Source organism: Clavibacter nebraskensis NCPPB 2581 (assembly GCF_000355695.1).
Taxonomy (GTDB): Bacteria; Actinomycetota; Actinomycetes; order Actinomycetales; family Microbacteriaceae; genus Clavibacter; species Clavibacter nebraskensis.
In genome coordinates this window covers 2985332-3004831 of the sequence record NC_020891.1, presented here as the reverse complement: position 1 = coordinate 3004831, position 19500 = coordinate 2985332, and the positions used below count along the sequence as shown (strand labels likewise).

21 protein-coding genes and 1 tRNA gene are annotated in these 19500 nt (G+C 67.8%); 12 read left to right on the top strand and 10 right to left on the bottom strand.

The window, feature by feature from the left end; all coding sequences use genetic code 11:
- Positions 1–65 precede the first annotated feature (65 nt).
- Positions 66–392, top strand: coding sequence for a hypothetical protein (locus CMN_RS14200; RefSeq protein WP_015491471.1), 327 nt, complete (start codon positions 66–68; stop codon positions 390–392).
- 378 nt (positions 393–770) lie between these two features.
- The gene (locus tag CMN_RS14195) at positions 771–1946 is read left to right on the top strand and encodes a zinc-dependent alcohol dehydrogenase (protein WP_015491470.1); all 1176 of its coding nucleotides are present in this window, start codon (positions 771–773) and stop codon (positions 1944–1946) included.
- Between the two features lie 87 nt (positions 1947–2033).
- On the opposite strand, the gene CMN_RS14190 is transcribed toward CMN_RS14195, so the two are convergent.
- The 3 genes from CMN_RS14190 to CMN_RS14180 form a co-directional block, all read right to left on the bottom strand.
- Complete coding sequence (locus CMN_RS14190) at positions 2034–2585, bottom strand: NAD(P)H-dependent oxidoreductase (protein WP_015491469.1); 552 nt, start codon at positions 2583–2585, stop codon at positions 2034–2036.
- Between the two features lie 129 nt (positions 2586–2714).
- A complete protein-coding gene (locus tag CMN_RS14185; RefSeq protein WP_015491468.1) occupies positions 2715–3731 on the bottom strand; it encodes a Gfo/Idh/MocA family protein in 1017 nt (338 codons plus the stop codon).
- A gap of 77 nt (positions 3732–3808) precedes the next feature.
- Positions 3809–4555, bottom strand: coding sequence for an SDR family oxidoreductase (locus CMN_RS14180; RefSeq protein ID WP_015491467.1), 747 nt, complete (start codon positions 4553–4555; stop codon positions 3809–3811).
- A gap of 198 nt (positions 4556–4753) precedes the next feature.
- Here CMN_RS14180 and CMN_RS14175 point away from each other — a divergent pair, with 198 nt between their 5' ends.
- Positions 4754–5872 (top strand): hypothetical protein, encoded by a 1119-nt coding sequence (locus CMN_RS14175; RefSeq protein ID WP_041465329.1) that lies wholly within the window; start codon positions 4754–4756, stop codon positions 5870–5872.
- Between the two features lie 33 nt (positions 5873–5905).
- Positions 5906–6736 carry an Fpg/Nei family DNA glycosylase gene (locus CMN_RS14170; protein WP_015491465.1) on the top strand — a complete coding sequence of 277 codons (831 nt, stop codon included), beginning with the start codon at positions 5906–5908 and terminating at the stop codon, positions 6734–6736.
- A 74-nt stretch (positions 6737–6810) separates the two neighbouring features.
- On the opposite strand, the gene CMN_RS14165 is transcribed toward CMN_RS14170, so the two are convergent.
- A complete protein-coding gene (locus tag CMN_RS14165) occupies positions 6811–7122 on the bottom strand; it encodes a DUF6355 family natural product biosynthesis protein (RefSeq protein WP_131666520.1) in 312 nt (103 codons plus the stop codon).
- A gap of 14 nt (positions 7123–7136) precedes the next feature.
- The gene (locus CMN_RS14160; RefSeq protein ID WP_015491463.1) at positions 7137–7514 is read right to left on the bottom strand and encodes a DUF6355 family natural product biosynthesis protein; all 378 of its coding nucleotides are present in this window, start codon (positions 7512–7514) and stop codon (positions 7137–7139) included.
- Positions 7515–7672: 158 nt separating this feature from the next.
- On the opposite strand from CMN_RS14160, the gene CMN_RS14155 reads away from it, so the two are divergent.
- Both CMN_RS14155 and CMN_RS15515 read left to right on the top strand, forming a co-directional pair.
- On the top strand, positions 7673–7918 hold the full coding sequence (locus CMN_RS14155; protein WP_015491462.1) for a hypothetical protein: 246 nt from the start codon (positions 7673–7675) through the stop codon (positions 7916–7918).
- 188 nt (positions 7919–8106) lie between these two features.
- Positions 8107–8217: a pyridoxine 5'-phosphate oxidase C-terminal domain-containing protein gene (locus tag CMN_RS15515; RefSeq protein WP_283105368.1), complete on the top strand. Its 111-nt coding sequence runs from the start codon at positions 8107–8109 to the stop codon at positions 8215–8217.
- Between the two features lie 38 nt (positions 8218–8255).
- Here CMN_RS15515 and CMN_RS14145 read toward each other — a convergent pair whose 3' ends face one another.
- Both CMN_RS14145 and CMN_RS14140 read right to left on the bottom strand, forming a co-directional pair.
- Positions 8256–9656, bottom strand: coding sequence for a GntP family permease (locus CMN_RS14145; protein WP_015491461.1), 1401 nt, complete (start codon positions 9654–9656; stop codon positions 8256–8258).
- A 57-nt stretch (positions 9657–9713) separates the two neighbouring features.
- Complete coding sequence (locus tag CMN_RS14140) at positions 9714–10232, bottom strand: gluconokinase (protein ID WP_015491460.1); 519 nt, start codon at positions 10230–10232, stop codon at positions 9714–9716.
- A 213-nt stretch (positions 10233–10445) separates the two neighbouring features.
- Between CMN_RS14140 and CMN_RS14135 the strand changes: the two genes are divergently transcribed.
- From CMN_RS14135 to CMN_RS15035, 3 genes are all read left to right on the top strand, one after another.
- Positions 10446–11114: a FadR/GntR family transcriptional regulator gene (locus CMN_RS14135; RefSeq protein ID WP_041465326.1), complete on the top strand. Its 669-nt coding sequence runs from the start codon at positions 10446–10448 to the stop codon at positions 11112–11114.
- A 337-nt stretch (positions 11115–11451) separates the two neighbouring features.
- On the top strand, positions 11452–13695 hold the full coding sequence (locus tag CMN_RS14885) for an AAA family ATPase (protein WP_015491458.1): 2244 nt from the start codon (positions 11452–11454) through the stop codon (positions 13693–13695).
- A 249-nt stretch (positions 13696–13944) separates the two neighbouring features.
- On the top strand, positions 13945–15546 hold the full coding sequence (locus CMN_RS15035; protein WP_015491457.1) for a hypothetical protein: 1602 nt from the start codon (positions 13945–13947) through the stop codon (positions 15544–15546).
- Positions 15547–15587: 41 nt separating this feature from the next.
- Here the strand turns inward: CMN_RS15035 and CMN_RS14130 are convergent.
- Positions 15588–15661 (bottom strand) — tRNA-Gly (locus CMN_RS14130).
- An 81-nt stretch (positions 15662–15742) separates the two neighbouring features.
- On the opposite strand from CMN_RS14130, the gene dcd reads away from it, so the two are divergent.
- Positions 15743–16348 carry a dCTP deaminase gene (gene dcd / locus CMN_RS14125; protein WP_015491456.1) on the top strand — a complete coding sequence of 202 codons (606 nt, stop codon included), beginning with the start codon at positions 15743–15745 and terminating at the stop codon, positions 16346–16348.
- Positions 16349–16372: 24 nt separating this feature from the next.
- Here the strand turns inward: dcd and CMN_RS14120 are convergent, their stop codons facing one another.
- Positions 16373–17179 (bottom strand): NAD-dependent epimerase/dehydratase family protein, encoded by an 807-nt coding sequence (locus CMN_RS14120; RefSeq protein WP_015491455.1) that lies wholly within the window; start codon positions 17177–17179, stop codon positions 16373–16375.
- 79 nt (positions 17180–17258) lie between these two features.
- On the opposite strand from CMN_RS14120, the gene CMN_RS14115 reads away from it, so the two are divergent.
- Complete coding sequence (locus tag CMN_RS14115; protein WP_015491454.1) at positions 17259–17672, top strand: winged helix-turn-helix transcriptional regulator; 414 nt, start codon at positions 17259–17261, stop codon at positions 17670–17672.
- 20 nt (positions 17673–17692) lie between these two features.
- Here the strand turns inward: CMN_RS14115 and CMN_RS14110 are convergent, their stop codons facing one another.
- Entirely contained in the window at positions 17693–18187 is a 495-nt protein-coding gene (locus CMN_RS14110; protein WP_015491453.1) for an Lrp/AsnC family transcriptional regulator, read from the bottom strand.
- A gap of 166 nt (positions 18188–18353) precedes the next feature.
- Here CMN_RS14110 and ald point away from each other — a divergent pair, with 166 nt between their 5' ends.
- The gene (ald, locus tag CMN_RS14105) at positions 18354–19469 is read left to right on the top strand and encodes an alanine dehydrogenase (protein WP_015491452.1); all 1116 of its coding nucleotides are present in this window, start codon (positions 18354–18356) and stop codon (positions 19467–19469) included.
- Positions 19470–19500 lie beyond the last annotated feature (31 nt).

Below are 19500 nucleotides of genomic sequence, written 5' to 3'. Positions count from 1 at the left end.
GGCGTCCGCGCGGCTGGCATCGTGGGGGCGGGTCGCGCGGGGGCGTGATCCAGGAGAGGGACGCGATGCATGACACGGGCACCGACGACATGGGTGACCTGGTCCAGTCCTCCGCGAGCGAGTCCCTCCCCGAGCGCCGCACGGGTCCCGGGCGCAGCCCGACCGAGCAGGCGCGCTTCGTGGCCGGCTACTTCGGCTGGTCCATCACGGGCGACGCCATCCGCGGCGCCGACGAGGCCGTCGCCCCTTACATCGAGGACCTCGCGGTCGCGCTCGCCGAGCTCGGCTGGATCTCCGCCACCGGCATCCGCTGGGACCTCCTCCCCTACGGCGAGCACGAGGCCGCCGAGGCGCTCCGCGAGGTGCAACGCGCCCACGGCTGGGAGGTCTGAGGCGCGTCGTTCCCGCGCGTCCGCCGGGAGTCACGACGGGGGACTGGTGCATTTCCCCGACTGGGGAGCACACTGTGCGCACGAGGCCGACGCGGGCTCGGGCGCTTGAGGGTTGTCGAGAGTCCTCCTATGCAGTCCGGACCGTCATCACCGGCCTTCAGATCCGCCCCGGTCCGGTCGTGTCGTGGACGACCGACTCCCCGGGGCGGATCGTCTGCGCGGCCCACGTCCCCGCGCTCGCAGCTTCCGGATCGCCGCGCCCGGATATCCCCGCTCCCTGGACGCGGCCTGACCTTCGCTTGGCGGACAGCCCGCGAGGGCGTTGGCTGGACGAGCGCGCGTCCCACGAGGATCCGCGCCCGAGAACGAAGGAGCACCATGAAGGCACTCACCTGGCAGGGCATCCACGACGTCGAGGTCAAGGAGGTCGCCGACCCCGTGATCGAGCAGGACACCGACGCGGTGATCCGGATCACGTCGACCGCGATCTGCGGATCCGACCTCCACCTCTACGAGGTCTTCGGACCGTTCCTCGAGAAGGACGACGTGCTCGGGCACGAGAACATGGGCGTCGTCGAGCAGGTCGGCAGCGCCGTCACGAAGCTCAAGGTCGGCGACCGCGTCGTCGTCCCGTTCGTCATCGCCTGTCACGACTGCTTCATGTGCGACAAGGGCCTCTTCACGCAGTGCGAGACCACGCAGGTGAAGTCGCAGGGCAGCGGCGCCGCGCTCTACGGCTTCAGCGAGATGTACGGGTCCATCCCCGGCGGCCAGGCCGAGCGCCTCCGCATGCCGCTCGCCGACGTCAACGCGATCGTCGTGAACAGCGAGCTCCCCGACGAGCGCTACCTCTTCCTCAGCGACATCCTCCCCACCGCCTGGCAGGGCGTGCAGTACGCGAACGTGCCCGAGGGCGGCACGCTCGGCGTCATGGGCCTCGGCCCGGTCGGCCAGTTCGCCTCGCGCATCGGCAAGCACCTCGGCTACCGCGTGATCGCGGTGGACCCGGTCCCCGAGCGCCGCGCGATGGCCGAGCGCCACGGCATCGAGACCCTCGACCTCACCGACGACGTCGCCGACAAGCTGCGCGAGATGGTCGACGGCCGCGGGCCGGACGCCATGGTCGAGGCCGTCGGCATGGAGGCGCACGGCAGCCCCGCCGCCTCGTTCGCGCAGAAGGCCGCGGGCCTGCTGCCCGACGGCATCGCGAAGAAGGTCATGGACGTCGCGAGCGTCGACCGCCTCGCGGCCCTACACACGGCGTTCGACGCGGTCCGCCGCGGCGGCACCGTCTCCATCTCCGGCGTCTACGGCGGCGAGGCCGACCCGCTGCCCATGAAGTCGCTCTTCGACAAGCAGATCGCGATCCGCATGGGCCAGTGCAACGTCCAGCACTGGATCCAGGACCTGCTGCCCCTCGTCGAGGACCCGTCCGACCCGCTCGGCGTCCTCGACCTCGTCACGCACTCCGTGCCGCTCAGCGAGGCCGCGCACATGTACGAGATCTTCCAGAAGAAGGAGGACGGCTGCATCAAGGTGGTGCTCAAGCCGTAGCCTCCGGCTCGAACGACGACGGCCGCGTCCCGAGGGGGCGCGGCCGTCGTCGTGCGCGGGGCGTGTCGCCCGTATCGGAGGGTCGGGTCAGGCGGCGGTCGCCGAGGTGCGCACGGCGTCGAGCACCGCGCGGAGCTGCTCCACGACCTCGGCGTCGTCCGCCGGGTGCCGCTCGGCGAACCGGATGACCGACTCGGGGACGGCCATCTTCACGTCCTCGAGCACGTGCGCGCCGGCGATGCCGAGCGACTTGCGGGCCTCGTCCTGCGCCCACACGCCGCCGTACTGGCCGAAGGCGCTGCCGATCACGGCGGTCGGCTTCCCCGCGAGCGCGGAGGCACCGAACGGGCGGGAGGCCCAGTCGATGGCGTTCTTCAGCACCGCGGGCATCGTGCCGTTGTACTCGGGCGTGACCACGAGGAGCGCGTCCGCGGCGGCGATCGCGTCGCGGAAGGCCACGGCCTCGGCGGGCACGGATCCCTGGACGTCGATGTCCTCGTTGTACAAGGGGAGCCGGTCGAGGCCGGCATGGATGTCGAGGGTCACGCCGTCGGGGGCGTGGTGCACCGCCGCCTCGGCGATCTGCTGGTTGGTGGAGGCGGAGCGCAGGCTGCCGACGAGCACGAGGACGTGCGTCATGGTGTTCTCCTTCGGGGTCGTTCCGGTCGGGTCGTCTCCGTCGACGTGCCGCAGGGGAGGCGCGTGCCTCCTCATCGACCCTGACGACCGTGTTCTGACGGCTCCCGGACGGACGCCTCCGGTCGCCGGTCAGCGCGCGCCGATGTCCGTGAGGATCCCGTCCATCAGCTCCGCGAGGGCCACCGACTCCGCGTGCGGCATCTCCGCGCACTCGACGGCGCCCGCGCGGATCGCGTCGCGGGCCGCCCGGAACATGGGCACGTAGCCGCGGCCCTCGATCTCGTGCTCCTGCCGCTCGGGATCCCCGTCGGCGGGCACGACCGTGAGCGCGCGGGAGGCGAGGAAGAGCGGATCCACCTCGATGCGGCCGGCCGCGCCGCTGACGGTCGCGCCCGTGGGCAGCGCCGCGACGAGCGAGCAGGCGAGGGTTGCGTGGCGGCCGTCGGGCCAGCCGAGCAGGATCGCGACCTCGGTGTCGACGCCGCCGTCGATCACGGTGCCGACCGCGGAGACGGACGACGGGGCGCCGAACAGGCCGTGCGCGAAGGCGAGCGGGTACACGCCCATGTCGAGCAGCGTGCCGCCGCCGACCGCCGGGTCCCACAGGCGGCCCGTCCCCTCCTCCGTGACGAAGCCGAAGGCGACGGAGATGGCGCGCGGATCCCCGATGCGGCCGTCCGCGATGGCCCGGCGGACGGCGAGGTAGCCGGGGGAGAACGCCATCCAGAGCGCCTCGAGGAAGAGCAGGCCCTCGGCGCGGGCGAGGTCGACGAGGGCGCGGGTGTCGGCGGCCGTGGTGGTGGCGGGCTTCTCGCAGACGACGTGCTTGCCAGCGCGGAGGGCGGCCTCGGCCTGCGACCGGTGGAGGGTGTGCGGGGCGGCGACGTAGACGGCGTCCACCTCGGGGTCGGCGAGGAGCGCGTCGAGGGTGTCGTGGATCCGCGCGATGCCGTGCGCCTCGGCCAGCGCCGCGGAGCTGGCACGCGAGCGGGAGTGCACGGCGACGACGTCGACGCCGGGCACGAGGAGCATGTCGGGCACGACCGAGGTCGCGATGCCGGCGGCGCCGACCACGCCGAAGCGGATCGGGCGGGCGTCGTCCCCGTCGTGCGTGCGGGCGGGGGCGGGCGGCATCGTCGTCGACATGGATCGAGCCTAGGCGGGCGGGTGGGCGGCGACCCGGCGGATCAGCCGGCGGCCCGGAGGGTCAGCTGCCCGGCGGGTCAGTGGCCGCTGAGCAGGGCGAGCATCTCGTCGTGGCGGCTGTCGCGCTCGGCGAAGCGGAGGCCGTGCACGTCCTGCACGAGGATCTCCTCGTCCTCCGGGCGCGCCTGCAGGATGCCCATCACCTCGTCGAGGAAGTCCTCGAGCGGCATCGCGTCGCCCGCGTCCTGCTGGCCGGGCATGAGCGCGGTCTGCACCTTGGGCGGCACCAGCTCGACCACCTCGACGGACGTGCCGGCGAGCTGCGCGCGGAGGCTCTGCGTGTACGAGTGCACGGCCGCCTTCGTGGCGGAGTAGGTGGGCGTGGCCGGCAGCGGCACGAACGCGAGGCCGGACGAGACGGTCATGAGCGTCGCCTCGTCGCTCGCGAGGAGGCCGGGCAGGAACGCGTCCACCGTGCGGATCGTGCCGAGGAGGTTCGTCGTGACGATGGCCTCGGCGGCGGCCTGGTGCGCGGGATCGCGGAGGTCCTCCGCCTGCATGATGCCGGCCATCGTGATCACGACGTCGAGGTCGGGGTGGCTGGCGGCGAGCTCGTCGCGCGCGGCCGTGATGGACGCGGGGTCGGCGACGTCGAGCACGACCGAGGACATGCCGTCGTGCTGCGCGGTGATCTCGTCGAGCAGCTCGCTGCGCCGGCCCGCGATGACGACGCGGTTGCCCGCGGCGTGGAACCGCTCGGCGAGCCCGCGGCCGATGCCGGACGTGCTGCCGGTGATGAGGACGGTGCGGCCGGTGATCTTCATGGTGCTCCTTCGCCGCGGTGGCGCGCGGCTGTCGGGTTCGGGTGCGTGGGTCGAGTGTGGCCCGTCGGCTGGGCGACGGGGGCGGGCGCGCGGGGGAGCGCGGAGGATCCAGCGGGAGTTCATGTGGGGAGGGGCCTACGGCTCGAAAGGGGGCACCTGGCGGCCGGTCGGGTGACGCCGGGCCGATACGTTCGAGGGATGAGCGGACGCGGCACGGACCAGGCACGTCGGACGGGCGATCGCCAGGACACGGGCGGTCTCGGTGCCCGCATCGCCCTACTCGCCCTACTCGCCCTCCTGGTCGTGCTGCTCCTCGGGCTCGGCACGCTCTACGGCTACGGCCTCTACGAGGCGGCGGTCGTGTCCGACGCGGATGCCGTCGCGATCCTCCCGCAGCTCATCGCCGGCCTCCTGGCGCTCGCCTTCGCGCCGTCGCTCGGCCTCCTGGAGCTGCAGTGGTCGCGTGACGCCGTGGACGCAGATGGCACGCGCCGCCGTCCGGCGCGGGTGCTCGTGTGGCTGGGGATCACCGCGCTCGCCGTCGTCGTGCACGCGGTCGCGTCGCTGGTCGGCGGGGTCTCCCCGCTCGTCGTGCTCGGCTTCGCGGTGGCCGCGGTCGCCACGGCCGCGACCAGCTGGATCCTCGTGCAGCGCGCGCAGGCCGCCGCGGTCCGGCGGCTGGGCGCGCGACTCGCCGACGACGCCCCCACCCTCTCCATCGACCTCGACTGGACCGAGGACACGGCCCGACGCAAGTGGCGTCTCATCGGCCTGGTGTTCGTGCTCGCGCTCGTCGTCACCCTCGGCGGGACGCTGCTGCTCGACCGGTTCGAGCCGCAGGACACCGTCCAGGCGTTCGCGCTCGTGCTCCAGTTCTCGCTGCTCGCGCCGGCGCTCACGTGCCTGTTCGTCTCGGTCGGGGCGCAGCTGTCGGGATCCTCCATCACAGCGGGTCTTTCGAAGGAGGACCGGAAGGCGGTCGCGCAGCGCGCCGCGGGCAAGGGCCCAGAGCTGGAGCCGGAGCTCGAGTGGCGCGCCGCCCGGCTCGCCGTCTACAGCTGCACGCTGCAGCCGTTCCAGCTGGGGCAGTCGGCGATGCTGCTGGTCGGGATCTTCGTCCCCACCGTCCTCCGCGGAGACATCGACGGGTGGCTCCTCGTCCTCTTCCTCGCTGCGCTCCTCACGTTGGCCGGCACCGTGCCGTTCGCGTTCGTGCAGCACCGCCGCATGTCTCGGTACGCGGCCACCGTCGGCGACCTCCCGCGCTCGCACGCGCCCGTGCCCGCCTCACCCGACACCTCGACCCATCTCGCCTGACCCCCTGTCGTCGGCCGCCGCTACCGTCGACCCATGCCCGAGGGTGACTCCGTCTTCGTCCTCGCCGCGCGCCTCCGCACGCAGGTCGGCGGGGCGCTCATCGCCGACGGGGAGCTCCGGTCCGGCGCGCGGGCGGGTGCGCGGCTCGGCGGCCGGCGGATCACCGGGTTCGACACGCACGGCAAGCACCTGCTCATGCGGCTCGACGACGGCACCACGCTCCACACGCACCTGCGCATGCAGGGGTCGTGGACGGTCACCGGGCCGGGCAAGCGGGTACCCGAGCGGATCCAGCACCAGGTGCGCGTGCGCCTCCGCCTCGACGACGGCCGCACCCTGTGGGGCATCGACCTGCCCGTGGTCGAGCTGATCCCCACCCGCGACGAGCGCGCGGCCATCGGCCACCTCGGGCCCGACCCGCTGCGCGACGACTGGGATCCGGCGCTCGCCGTCTCCCGCCTCGCGGCCCGTCCCGGCGACGCGATCCGCGCTGCCCTCCTCGACCAGCGCCCGATGGCGGGCCTCGGCAACCTCTGGGTCAACGAGGTCGGCTTCCTGCGCGGCGTGCACCCGGCGACCCGCGTCCGCGACGTGGATCTCCCGCCCCTCGTCGACCTCGCCGCCCGCTCGCTCCAGCACTCGGCGACGGTGCCCGCGGCGTACCAGATCACGACGGGCGATCCCCGCCGCGGCCGCACGCACTGGGTGGTCGGCCGCGCGGGCCGGCCGTGCCTGCGCTGCGGGACGATGGTGCTCGGCGTCGACGATCCCGGGAGCCCGAGCGAGCGCGGCCGGCGGGCGTGGTGGTGCCCGCGGTGCCAGCCGGCTGACCCGGATGCGCCATCCTCGCGGCCACGAGAATAGGGCCGCGATGGGATCGGAATCCCACCACGGCCCTATTTCCTCACTGTCGGGAAATGATGTCCCTCATTCTCCGATCAGCAGTACTTCTTCGTCCACGACGCACCCACGAGGGCCCCGAGGTCAGGATTCGCGTAGAGGGTCGTCTCGCCGGGCGAGACGCACATGGTGCGATTCGCGTAATAGTACCGGACGGTGATCTTCACCGGCTTCGACTTGCAGTTGTTGTACGTGGCCTTCTCATATCGGCCGTCCTCGCCGCCACCGAGGCTGCCGGTGGTGATCGGGAAGAACCCGCACGGCGTCGCCGCCTGCGCGGGAGCCGCGGCGACCAGCGATCCGCCGACCAGCATGCAGGCCAGCAGGGTCGAGGCCGCGAGCTTCCTCATGGTGCCCATGGGTCTCAGCAGGTCCCGGTCTTGACCGCGCCGGACACCTTGCTGCCGTTCTGGGTGAAGCCGAGACGCGTGTCCCCGGGCTTCACGCAGTACGACTTCTTCCCGGATCCGGTGCTCACGGAGATGCGCTGCTTGCCCTTGGTGCAGTTGCCGTAGTGCGCGACCTGGCGCGTGCCGCCGAACGGATCCACCGTGCCGACGAACGGCAGGTCGACGGACCACAGGGACTTGTAGTCCTCGTTCTCGACGCTGTACCCGCACACGTAGGCGCTCGCCGGAGCGGCGGTCGCGGTGTGCAGGACGGCCAGTCCCGTGAGTGCGAGCGCGGCCGCTGCGGCGCCCGTGAAGAACCGCATGCCACGGCTCGTCGAATTCTCTTCCATGCTTCCCCCGTCGTCATGAATGTCGGTGTCGAATACGCCCCCTGCGCATTCCCGTTTATTCGGATCGGCGTCAGCATTCCACGATCGTCGACGTGGAGTCAAGGCGCGGAAATGGCCGCTATGATGGCCCGGACCGTCGATGAACAGGGGATGATCCGATGATCGGAATGACCACGAGCAAGCGCTCGTCCGTGACGGCGGTGGCGAGCATCGTGCTCCTCCTCGTGGTCCTGGGCCTGCGTCGGCAGGAGATGCTCACGGACTCGGTCGCGGTCGTGCTGGCGCTCGTCCTCGGGCTCGCCTTCGCCGTCGCGACGACGCTCACGGGCGTGCGCGCCGCGCGTGCGGCGCGGGAGCGGACGGCCGCGGAGACCGCCTCGGCGGACGACCACCGCCTCCTCTGACGCCGAAGCGCGAGGACGCGAGCTGGAGCATCGTGCGACCGCCCGCGAGACTGGATGCATGACCTCCGACGACTTCGCCCGCTGATCCTCAAGGACGTCTCGCCGCGCGGGTGGGCCTTCGCCAGCACGCGCTCCTCGGCCAAGGGCGCGCAGCTCGCGGCGGCACCGGCGGCGGCGCTCGCGTCGACGTGGACCCCGGCGACTGGGCGCTGTGGCGCATCCGTCCCGTGCACGTGGAGTTCTGGCAGGGCTCGCCCGACCGGCGGCATGCGCGGATCCTGTTCGACCGCGTCGGCTAGACGTGGACCCGGCGCGGGGCCGCCGGCGAGGGCGCGGCCTAGGCCAGCGACGCAACCCCGAACACCGCCGTCGCGATCGCGAAGCCCATGACGCCGATGGTGGTCTCCATCACGGTCCAGGTCTTCAGGGTCGTCTTCACGTCCATCTCGAAGAAGCGGCCGACGAGCCAGAAGCCGGAGTCGTTCACGTGGCTCGCGACCACGGATCCGCCGGCCACCGCCACGACGAGCGCCGCGACCTGGAACGCGTTGAAGTCGCCCGCGAGGATCGCCGGGGAGACGAGGCCCGCGGCCGTGGTGAGCGCGACGGTCGCGGATCCCTGCGCGATGCGGAGGATCGCCGCGATGAGGAACCCCGCCAGGATGATCGGGATGCCGAGGTCGCCGAGCACGTCGGCGAGGGCGTCGCCGATGCCGCTGGTGCGGAGGACGCCGCCGAACATGCCGCCGGCGCCGGTGATGAGGATCACGGAGCAGACCGGGCCGAGCGCCGACTCGAGCGTCTTCTCGAGCGCGGTCTTGTCGATCCCTCGGCGGCGGCCGAGCACGAACGCCGCGAACAGCAGCGCGATGAGGAGCGCGACGGGCGTCTCGCCGAGGGTGCGGAGCACCTGGTACCAGGCCTGGTCGCTCGTGCCCTCGGGCAGGATCCCGCCGGTGGAGGCCGCGTTGAGGCCCGTGTTCAGGAAGATGAGGACGAGCGGCAGCAGCAGCACGCCGACGACGGTGCCGAACCTCGGCGGATTCGACTCGGCGTGCACGTCCGCCTCGCCCATGAGCGACGGGATCGGCAGCACGTACTTCTTGCCCACCCACAGTCCGAAGAGGTACGCGGTGACGTACCAGGTGGGGATCGCCGCGATGAGGCCGACGATGATCACGATGCCGACGTTCGCGCCGAAGAACTCGGATGCCGCGACGGGGCCGGGGTGCGGCGGCACGAAGATGTGCATGACCGAGAAGGCGCCGGCGGCGGGGAGGCCGTAGCGGAGCACGCCGCCGCCGAGGCGACGCGCCACCGAGAAGACGATGGGCAGCATCACGACGAGGCCGGCGTCGAAGAAGATCGGGAAGCCGAAGATTAGCGACGCGACCCCGAGCGCGAACGGGGCGCGCTTCTCGCCGAAGACGCGGATCAGGGTGTCGGCGAGCGTCTTCGCGCCGCCGCTGGTCTCGACCAGGCGGCCGAGCATCGCGCCGAGGCCCACGAGCAGCGCGACCGTGCCGAGCGTGGAGCCGAAGCTGCCGACGAGCACGGTCACGATCTGCGAGGTCGGGATCCCGGTGGCGAAGGCGGTGGCGAGGCTCACGAGGATCAGGGCGACGAACGCGTGGATGCGCAGCGTGATGATCAGGAGCAGCAGGACGGCGATGGCGCCCGCGGCGATCAGGAGGAGCGGACCCGCGGTGAGGGTCTGCGTCCAGTCTTCGATGGTCATGTTCTCTCCGTTGACGAACGTGCGGTGTGCGGTGTGGTGCGGGGTGGGATGCGGGCGCTAGCTGGCGACGAGGCCGAGCTCGTCGACGATGCGGGTCGTGACCTCGTCGGGCGTGCCCGTGTTCTCGAGCGCGAAGCCGCGCTCGTCGGCCTCGAGGGGTTCGAGCGTGCTGATCTGCGACGGCAGCAGCGAGGCCGGCATGAAGTGGCCGCTGCGGGTCTCCATGCGCTCGAGGATCAGGCCGGTGTCGGCGGACAGGTGCACGAAGCGCACGTCGCCCTCCGCGCCGTCGAGCAGGTCGCGGTAGGTGCGCTTGAGCGCCGAGCAGGTGACGACGGTGCTGCGGCCGGCGAGGGCCTCGCCGCCCATCCAGTCGCGCATGGCCTCGAGCCAGGGCCAGCGGTCGTCGTCGGTGAGCGGCGTGCCGGCGGACATCTTCGCGATGTTCGCCTCGGGGTGGAACTCGTCCGCCTCCGCGAAGGTCCAGCCGAGCCGCTCGGCGAGGGCGGTGGCGATCGTGGTCTTGCCGGATCCGGAGATCCCCATCACCACGACGTGGCGGGGCTGTGCGGCCATGCTGACTCCTTCGTCGACGCGGGCGGTGCCGTGTCGTCGGCCGCCGTCCGGCCAAAGGTAACACCATTGCGGAGAGTGCCGACGACCGCGCCGCGGACGGCGACCTATGCTCATCGAGGCGGCCGGCCGGCCGACGCGCACCCGGAGAGGACCATGACGACGCGGTCAGTCCCACCCTCGGCGCCCGCCGGCGCGGTCCCCGCCGCTACGGTGATGGCCACGCGGATCATCGAGGAGCTTGGCCGCGACATCGTCGACGGCCGTCTCGCCGAGGGCACCCGCCTCACCATCGAGGACCTCCAGCAGCGCTTCGGCGTCTCCCGCACGGTGGTGCGCGACTGCGTGCGCGTGCTCGAGGCGATGGCGTTGATCGTTCCGAAGCGCCGCGTGGGCCTCGTGGTGCAGGGCCCGGACCGCTGGAACGTCTACGACCCGCGCATCATCCGCTGGCGCCTCACCGGCCCCGGCCGCTCGGACCAGTTCCGCTCCCTCACCCAGCTGCGCCGCGCGGTCGAGCCGGTCGCGGCGTCGCTCGCTGCTCGCAATGCGACGGCTGCTCAGCGCACGCGCATCGCCGAGCTCGCGGTGGATCTCCGCCGCCTCGGCGAGGCCGGCGCCCTCGTCGACTTCCTCGCCGCCGACATCGAGTTCCACCACCTGATCCTCGAGGCCAGCGGCAACGACATGTTCTGCGCCCTCCGCGAGGTGATCACGGAGGTCCTCAGCGGCCGCACGCACCAGGGGCTGATGCCCCGGACGCCGAGGCCGCATGCGCTGGACACCCACGAGCAGGTGGCGCACGCGATCCGGGATGGGGATGCGGCGACGGCGGAGGCGGGGATGGCGTCGTTGTTGGCGGAGGTCAGCAGTGCGATCCGCTGACCAGAAGCTCAATGAGCATCACAAGCAGCGGCCGGCTCGATTCAGACACCCTGCTCGTAGCTGCCCGAGCCAGCGCTCTCCCGATACTTCTAGACACATGGTCAAACGATGAGGGCAATCCGCAAGGCCGCCCGCCAGCGGCGTTATTTCCCACTAAATTAAGCGATTGCTATTACCGCCGAAACAATAAATTACGTACCCTGAACTGGGGGCGGGCACGAGGTGTGCTAAGCAAATAGTCTCGCAGTACATCTACTTGTCGGCTCAGCCGTACCGGTAGGTGCTCAATCTTAAAGCTTGGTGGCCATCGGGCCTTGACGTACAGATCGGGTCATGCATGCTTACGTCAATAACTATCCGTAACGCGCACGCGTTTGGCCTGTCCGGGGAGGTGGTGATTGGTCCCCTACGAGAATTAACGTTTCTATTTGGCGGTAATGGCTCGGGGAAAACAACTATCAGTCGTGCACTCGCTTCCCCGGCAAGCTTTCCGGGGACCACGCTAACGTGGAGCTCGACAGCTAACGAACGACAAGTGTCTGTCTATAATCGCGACTATGTCGCAGACACGCTCCGACAATCTCGAAACTTGCCGGGAGTGTTCGTCCTTGGCGAGTCGAACGCGCAAGCACAAGAGCAAATTGACGCCCTTCTTGGTGCTGGAGACGCCGTTGGTTCGATCCAGAGAAAAAGGGCATCACTTCTAGCCTTTAATACAACTCATGAAGCTAAAGCCTCAGAATTGCGTTCTCAGCGTGAGGCTTTGCGGGATAAAGCTTGGTCACTTCGGTCCGCCGTGCCACCCGAGCTGTCTAAGATGTTCGTAGGACTAAACAACAGTAAAGATAAGTTCTTCGATCGCCTATTATTGGCCTTATCGGAATCATATGATGACATAGACACCTACGATATGTTAGCCGTGGAAGCCGCCGCCGTACTAGACGCCGAGGCCACGCCAATCACACCGTTGGCTTATCCAATGCGTCCCGCCTTTGAGGCCATGCCGGGATATGGTCTTTTGTCCTCTCCCGTAGTCGGAAGTCAAGATGTTAACTTGTCGGGACTAATCGGTCATCTTAAAAACGCCGACTGGGTCCAGCAGGGCATCCAATTCGTTGAGCACTCGAGCGACCGCTGCCCGTTCTGCCAGCAGCAACTGCCTCAAGGATTTATCGATGACATCGAGAACTACTTCAATCGTCGCTATACGTCTCAACTAGCGGACATAAAGTCACTGGATGCGCAAGTCCAAGCGTGGGAATCCGTTTGGAACGATTCGCTGTCCCGCCTCTCTCAGAGTGCGGAAGGTTGGAAATATATTGATCCTGAGGCGCTCGCCAAGGCTCATGTCAACTTCACGCGAATCGTTAAGGCGCTCGTAAGTGACATTGAGATGAAGCTACGTAACCCTTCCGCGGTTATACAGATTCAGGAGCCTGGAGACGCTTCTGAGGGCCTGGAGTGGGAACTTGACGCTACAAATACCAAAATCGGCGAGCATAACGCACGCCTAAAGAACGCAGCACTTACGCGTCGTGAACTATTAAGACGTTGCTGGATTACGTTCGCCCGCACTACGCTTGCCGCTGAGTCGGCACGTTACGAGGCCCTAGCACCTAGTCTGACTGTCGCGATACGAACGCTCAGCGAAAAGATCGCCGACGCCGCATCGTCGCTGGCCGCCGACGAGAAGCTTGTAGTAGAGCTGCAGAGTCATGAGACGTCTAGTAAACCAATAATTGCAAAGATTAATCGCCTGCTTACGTCCGCCGGTTTTAACAACTTTCACCTAATTGAAGCTCCCGGCCTCAAAAATGGTTATTCGTTAGCACGCGAATCTGGCGAGGTTGTTGTAGACACGCTTAGCGAAGGCGAGAGAACATTTGTCACCTTTTTGTACTACGTACACTCCCTCGAAGGCGCTGCCTTAGGCGCAGGCGAGCGAAGAGAGGTCGTAGCGGTAATAGACGATCCCATTTCAAGCCTGGATAGCGACGTGTTATATGCAGTCTCAACGCTAGTTAGGCGTCTGCTAAATAATGTGAACAATAGGAAAGCTCGGGTGAAGCAGGTCATCCTGCTCACCCACAATGCACACTTTCATAAAGAAGTGACTTATGTTGGTTCTTCTGATACGGCTGGAAGTCGGCAATTTGGAATCGTGCGTAAAAACGCAACCGGTCCCAGTATAATTGAGTTTATGGACAAAAATCCCATTAAGACGGCTTACGCGGCACTCTGGGACGAGGTGAAGCGCCTGAGCGCAGACGGAGTGGAATCTGCAACAGGGCTTCAGAACTACCTGCGGCGGATTCTCGAAACATACTTCAAGATCCTTGGTGGTGTCGATTACTCGAGAGTTGTCGGGGCGTTCAGTGGAGAGGAACAAGCCGCGTGTCGAGCGCTTCTGTCCTGGGCGAATGCTGGTTCTCATGCCATATTTGACGACATTGAGTACGAAACCTCGGCGTCGTCTGCAACCACGTACATGGGCATTTTCAAGAAAATTTTCACGGTACTCGAGCAAGAGGGGCACTACTCGATGATGATGGGCGAGTTGGAGCTACCGCCGCGTGCTTGATTCACTACCGTAATGTCACTGCTTTTGGGGCCGTCAGGTTGGTGCGTATGGTCGCGAAGCTGTTTACCACGCTCTACCACACGTGATCATTTGAAGTACCTGCAAAGGCATAATGTAACGACAGGGGCAACTTGCCGCAATGCGCTTAGAACTTAGGCTTAGCGATGCGAAGTGGCGCTGTTCTAGCGACAGCGCTTAGCCATTCTGAAGAGTGTTTCGTTTCGAATATATCTGGACTGGGAAGAACTGATGGAAATTCTGTATGTGGTTCAGCTCGATGCTACGCTCAAAGCTGGCGAGGCAGATGACTCGGCCTATGACATCCTCCTGCTTCATGTGAATCGGTGGATCACCGAAAAGACTGCCCAAGCGGAAGTGTTGCTCGATCTCAAGCGCGAAGGAGATTTCCAGCGATGGAATCTCGGCTTAGCCAGTTGGGAGGCTTTCAATCACGAAGGAGCTCGTGCACTGAGAGTTACGGTCAGGCAAGCCGATCAACCGAATGTCATTTTCGAGACTCGTGTGACCGTTGCTGAAATTGAAGGGAGGACCAGTATTCGGGTATCACTGGGACGTGAGGCGCTCGGGCCTGGTCTCACTCCCGCGGCAGCACCGGCGATAAAGCAGCCAACGCTTATTCTTAGCGTAGCCTCTGAAAAGTCGCTATCTATCACGGTGGAGGGAGCGTCGCAAGATGGGCGCTACCTCATAATTAAAAGCGAAGATGACGCCCAGGCGGTTTCTCAGGCGATAAGGAACGTGAAGAGAATCCCTGTTCTTTTAATTCACCCCCGGGTTCAAGCGGACTGGGATGCGGCGCGCACTGCTGCCAAGCGACTCGTCGGCTTGGTTCGAGTTGTAGTAGCCGGTTATCGCTATACACGTGCTATCTCTAACGAAGTACCTCTTGTGCAAGTGCCCTTTGGCGGAGCCGCCCTTGTCTGGTCTCGCATCGAGAGCCCGCCGCTTCTATTTACATCTGGCGACCTCGCGAGTCTCGGAGATGAGGGCTTGCGGGCGCAGCTTATGCGTCACCTAGCCGACCTCTCAGTGCGCTCGAGGGGTTCGGACCGCTTGTGGTCGACAATGCGGCAAATAGATGCAAACAGGCAGGTTGCAGATGCTGAAGAGCGTGTGTCTGTTGCGAAGGCCAAAGGAGATTCCGGGGAGTTGACGCAGGCTCTTCAGAGTCAGGTAGCGGGACTTCAAGCTAAGGCAGCTGAACTAGAGTCGCTTGCGCAATCTTATGCAGATGACGCCAAGGCTGCACAGGATGAACTTGCTGTCCGCGAACGCGAAGTCAATTCCTTCAGGTATAAAGCCGACGCACTTCAAGGCCAGATCTTAGCAATGAGCGCTGGTGGGGAGTCGTCCGTAGCTGAAAGTCTTGAAGATGCGCCTGTGCTTAGTCCGGGCGATGCGAGTGCTAGTTTTGATTTCTTGGAGCGAGTGTCGTCGGGTAAGATCGTCTTCACCCCGAACGCGAGGACTAGTTGGGCGAAGTGTGCGCTAGAGAACTACGAGCAGATGACTCAGGCCCTTGTTGCACTAAGTCGTCTTGCGATCACTCGTTTTGGTAGCGTAGGGCCGACCCCAAAACTGGATGCGCGCCTTGATGATTGGATTCAATCGAATTTTGGATTAACAGTCGCTTTTCACGACGGGGCGATAGAGACGCACAATAAGGCCGACGCCTTTTTTGTTTTTGAAGATGACGAATTCAGCAATGTCCCTCATGTCAAGGTTACGGATTCAGTTCCGTGGCCACGTGTCGCTCGCATACACTTCGACTTCGATAACAAGGGGAAGCGTATTGTCGTCAATCATGTCGGCAATAAGTTGTATCGGTAAGTCAAACAGGTGTAGTCCCGAGGGGATCCTGTCCGCGGAAATGGAGCGAGTGACGGGAATCGAACCCGCGCTATCAGCTTGGGAAGCTGAAGTTCTACCATTGAACTACACTCGCGCGCCCGGCCAGGAGCCGGGTCGAGACCACAGCCTAGCAAGAGTCCGGCCGGACGCCACCCCGCGCCGGTATGCTCCTGCCGTGCTCCTCTCCGACCGTGACATCACCGCCGAGCTCGACGCCGGACGAGTGGCCCTCGATCCGTACGACCCCGGGATGCTGCAGCCCGCGAGCATCGACGTGCGCATCGACCGCTTCTTCCGGCTGTTCGACAACCACAAGTACCCCTACATCGACCCCGCCGAGGACCAGCCCGAGCTGACGCGCCTCATCGAGTCGAAGCCGGGGGAGCCGTTCATCCTGCACCCGGGCGAGTTCGTCCTCGGATCCACGTTCGAGCTGGTCACGCTGCCCGACGACGTCGCCGCGCGCCTCGAGGGCAAGAGCTCGCTCGGGCGCCTCGGCCTCCTCACTCACTCCACCGCGGGCTTCATCGACCCCGGGTTCTCCGGCCACGTCACGCTCGAGCTGTCGAACGTGGCCACGCTGCCCATCAAGCTCTGGCCCGGGATGAAGATCGGCCAGCTCTGCTTCTTCCGCCTGTCGTCGCCCGCCGAGAAGCCCTACGGATCCGGCGAGTACGCCTCCCGCTACCAGGGCCAGCGCGGCCCCACGGCCTCCCGCTCCTACCTCAACTTCGTGCACACCGACGTGACGGTGACCGACGCGGGGCAGCCGGGGGAGTAGCCCGGCCGCTGCATCCGGCGGCGGTCAGCGCGGACGGGCCGCGGCGGCTGCATCGGCCGCCACCCGCACCGCATGCGTCGGCGCCCGCCCGAGCAGCGTCGCCAGATCCTCGCTCGTCCCGGCGAGGAACCCGTGCCGCACGGCCGTGTGGATCGACATGAGCATCGCGGGCTGGAACGGCTTGAGCCCTGCGTCCGCGTAGGACGCGCGCCGGGCGGCGAGGTCGAGGCGGTCGAGCGGCACTCCGACGCGATCGGCCACCTCCGCGGCCGTGATCGCCGGACCCACCAGGTCGTACTGCCGGCCCGCATGCGCCTCCGGAGCGCGGGCGATCACGGCCGCCGCCTCCGCGAGGTCCCCGCGTGCCACGGCCGCGAGCGCGCCGTCCCCGAACGCCCACTCCAGGCGGGGTCCGCGCCAGGTCAGCAGCGCCCCGAACAGCTCCGCGTACAGGCCGTTCCGCAGCACGGTCGACGGCACGCCGCTCCGGGCGAGTCGCCGCTCGGTCCAGCGGTGCGCGAGCGCGAAGGCGAGGTGATCCCCGTCCGCCGCCACGCTCGTGTAGATCACGTGCCCCACGCCGTCGCGCTCGGCCGCCGTGATCGCGGCGTCGTGCCGCGCGGTCACCACGTCGTCCTCGGCCTCGCCCGCTGAGACGAGCACCAGCGTGCCGACGCCGGCGAAGGAGATGGTCGTCGGGTCGTCGAGGTCGATGCGCCGCATCCCGTCGGCGCCGGAGCGGCTGCTGCCGATCGCGTCGGCCCCCGTCGCGCGGAGGTGCTGGAGGATGGCGGAGCCGAGCTGGCCCGTGGCGCCGGTGACGAGGATCATGGATCCACCTCTCGTGGTCGTGTCGGTGATGTCTCCGAGCGTGCTGCGACCCCCCGACCCCTCACAAGGAGGCACTCCCGTGTCACTCACGCACACCGCGGTGACCGCCGACCTCGAGCCGTGCGGCCGCGAGGACCACCCCGACTGCGGGATCCGCGACGTGCTCGACCGCGTCGGCGACACCTGGTCGGTGATGGTCGTCGTCGAGCTGGCGTCGGGGGAGCGGCGGTTCCGCGAGCTGCAGCGCGCCGTCGACGGGATCTCGCAGCGCATGCTGACGCTCACCCTCCGGCGGCTGGAGCGCGACGGCCTCGTGACCCGCACGGTCTTCCCGACCGTGCCCGCGCAGGTCTCCTACGCGCTCACGCCGTCGGGCAGCCGGCTCACGCACCTCGTGAAGGCCCTCGCCGACTGGGCGCTCGCGGAGCGCGCGGGCATCGCGGAGTCGCGCGAGCGGTACGACGCGGAGCACCCCGGGCACGCGATCCGCTGAGCGTCTCGCGCGTTAGACAGCTAGGCGCTCGGATCCCCCACCGCCGGCCCCGAGTAGTGGTGGTCGAACACGACGCTCGTGCGGGTCGACGCGACGGCCGGGTGCGCCGAGAGGTGCTTCAGGACGAAGTCGCGGAGGTGGTCGCTGTCGCGGACGGCGATGTGCACGATGAAGTCCTCGGATCCGCCGAGGAAGAAGAGCTGCACCACGTCGGCGAGCTCGCGCATCTCGTCGGCGAAGCGGGCCATCTCGTGGCGGGCGCCCGCGCGGATCGCGATGCTGATGAGCGCCTGGAGCCCCACGCCCACCGCGTCGGCGTCGATCGTGGCGGTGAAGCCCGTGATCACGCCGCGCTCCACGAGGCCGCGCACCCGGGTCACGCACGTCGACGGCGCGATGCCCGCCTGCTCGGCGAGACGGCTGTTCGGGGTGCGCGCGTCGGCCCGGAGGAGGGCAACGAGCTTCCGGTCGACCGCGTCGAGCGGCTCAGGTGTCCGCATTTCCTTCGTCGGCATCGCCCGACCGCCTCTCCGCACCGCAGGATCGCGCCGGATGAGGCGACCATGCCGACGATCCTACGGAGTTCACGCGTTCGAAACGCACGATGGCCAGCATGGGACCCGCCCTCCCGCATCGCTGCCGCCGGCCGCACCTCGCGGGGAGACGAGACGGAGCACGCGCATGAAGGTCGGGATCCCCACCGAGGTCAAGAACAACGAGAACCGGGTCGCCGCCACGCCCGCGGGCGTGCACGAGCTCGTGCGCCGCGGCCACGAGGTGCTCGTGCAGGAGGGCGCGGGGCTCGGATCCAGCATCACCGACGCCGACTACGTCGAGGCGGGCGCGACCATCGTCGCCACGGCCGACGAGGTGTGGGCCGCGGCGGATCTGCTGCTCAAGGTCAAGGAGCCCGTCGCGGAGGAGTACCCCCGCATGCGCCCGGGCCAGACCCTCTTCACCTACCTGCACCTCGCGGCGTCCCGGCCCTGCACGGATGCGCTCGTCGCCTCCGGCACCACGGCCATCGCCTACGAGACGGTGCAGCTCCCGAACCGGCAGCTGCCGCTGCTGCAGCCGATGAGCGAGGTCGCCGGCCGGCTCTCCACCCAGGTCGGCGCGTACCACCTGATGCGCGCGGCCGGCGGGCGCGGGATCCTCCTCGGCGGCGTGCCCGGCACCCCGAAGGCGCGCGTCGTCGTGATCGGCGGCGGCGTCGCGGGTGAGCACGCGGCGGCGAACGCGCTCGGCATGGGCGCCGACGTCACGATCATCGACCTCTCCATCCCCCGCCTCCGCGAGCTCGAGGCCCGCTTCGGCGGGCAGGTGCAGACGCGCGTCTCCTCCGCGTACGAGATCGCGGCGCAGCTGAAGGACGCCGACCTCGTGATCGGCTCGGTCCTCATCCCCGGCGCGCAGGCCCCGAAGCTCGTGACCGACGCGATGGTCGCGACCATGAAGAAGGGATCCGTGCTCGTCGACATCGCCATCGACCAGGGCGGCTGCTTCGAGGGATCCCGCCCCACCACGCACGACGACCCCACCTTCGACGTGCACGACAGCGTCTACTACTGCGTCGCCAACATGCCGGGCGCGGTGCCGGAGACCTCTACGCGCGCGCTCACGAACGCGACGCTGCCGTACGTGATCGCGCTCGCCGAGAAGGGGTGGAGGAAGGCCCTCGCGGAGGATCCCGCGCTCGCGCTCGGCCTCAACGTGCACGACGGGCACGTCACGAACTCGCACGTGGCCGCGGCGCTCGACATGCCGCTGACGCCGGTCGCGGACGTCCTGGTCTGACCCCACCCGGCCGGCCGTCGCGGGATCGTGG

What these genes read in the sequence shown, in the direction of transcription:
- CMN_RS14110 (WP_015491453.1), bottom strand. Translation starts at nt 18,187, where the DNA reads ATGCCGACGAAGGAAATGCGGACACCTGAGCCGCTCGACGCGGTCGAC.
- CMN_RS14155 (WP_015491462.1), top strand. Translation starts at nt 7,673, where the DNA reads ATGATCGGAATGACCACGAGCAAGCGCTCGTCCGTGACGGCGGTGGCG.
- CMN_RS14175 (WP_041465329.1), top strand. Translation starts at nt 4,754, where the DNA reads ATGAGCGGACGCGGCACGGACCAGGCACGTCGGACGGGCGATCGCCAG.
- ald (WP_015491452.1), top strand. Translation starts at nt 18,354, where the DNA reads ATGAAGGTCGGGATCCCCACCGAGGTCAAGAACAACGAGAACCGGGTC.
- CMN_RS14170 (WP_015491465.1), top strand. Translation starts at nt 5,906, where the DNA reads ATGCCCGAGGGTGACTCCGTCTTCGTCCTCGCCGCGCGCCTCCGCACG.
- CMN_RS14200 (WP_015491471.1), top strand. Translation starts at nt 66, where the DNA reads ATGCATGACACGGGCACCGACGACATGGGTGACCTGGTCCAGTCCTCC.
- CMN_RS14145 (WP_015491461.1), bottom strand. Translation starts at nt 9,656, where the DNA reads ATGACCATCGAAGACTGGACGCAGACCCTCACCGCGGGTCCGCTCCTC.
- CMN_RS14120 (WP_015491455.1), bottom strand. Translation starts at nt 17,179, where the DNA reads ATGATCCTCGTCACCGGCGCCACGGGCCAGCTCGGCTCCGCCATCCTC.
- CMN_RS14885 (WP_015491458.1), top strand. Translation starts at nt 11,452, where the DNA reads ATGCTTACGTCAATAACTATCCGTAACGCGCACGCGTTTGGCCTGTCC.
- CMN_RS14140 (WP_015491460.1), bottom strand. Translation starts at nt 10,232, where the DNA reads ATGGCCGCACAGCCCCGCCACGTCGTGGTGATGGGGATCTCCGGATCC.
- CMN_RS14195 (WP_015491470.1), top strand. Translation starts at nt 771, where the DNA reads ATGAAGGCACTCACCTGGCAGGGCATCCACGACGTCGAGGTCAAGGAG.
- CMN_RS14135 (WP_041465326.1), top strand. Translation starts at nt 10,446, where the DNA reads ATGGCCACGCGGATCATCGAGGAGCTTGGCCGCGACATCGTCGACGGC.
- CMN_RS14160 (WP_015491463.1), bottom strand. Translation starts at nt 7,514, where the DNA reads ATGGAAGAGAATTCGACGAGCCGTGGCATGCGGTTCTTCACGGGCGCC.
- CMN_RS14190 (WP_015491469.1), bottom strand. Translation starts at nt 2,585, where the DNA reads ATGACGCACGTCCTCGTGCTCGTCGGCAGCCTGCGCTCCGCCTCCACC.
- CMN_RS14185 (WP_015491468.1), bottom strand. Translation starts at nt 3,731, where the DNA reads ATGTCGACGACGATGCCGCCCGCCCCCGCCCGCACGCACGACGGGGAC.
- CMN_RS14165 (WP_131666520.1), bottom strand. Translation starts at nt 7,122, where the DNA reads ATGAGGAAGCTCGCGGCCTCGACCCTGCTGGCCTGCATGCTGGTCGGC.
- CMN_RS14180 (WP_015491467.1), bottom strand. Translation starts at nt 4,555, where the DNA reads ATGAAGATCACCGGCCGCACCGTCCTCATCACCGGCAGCACGTCCGGC.
- CMN_RS15035 (WP_015491457.1), top strand. Translation starts at nt 13,945, where the DNA reads ATGGAAATTCTGTATGTGGTTCAGCTCGATGCTACGCTCAAAGCTGGC.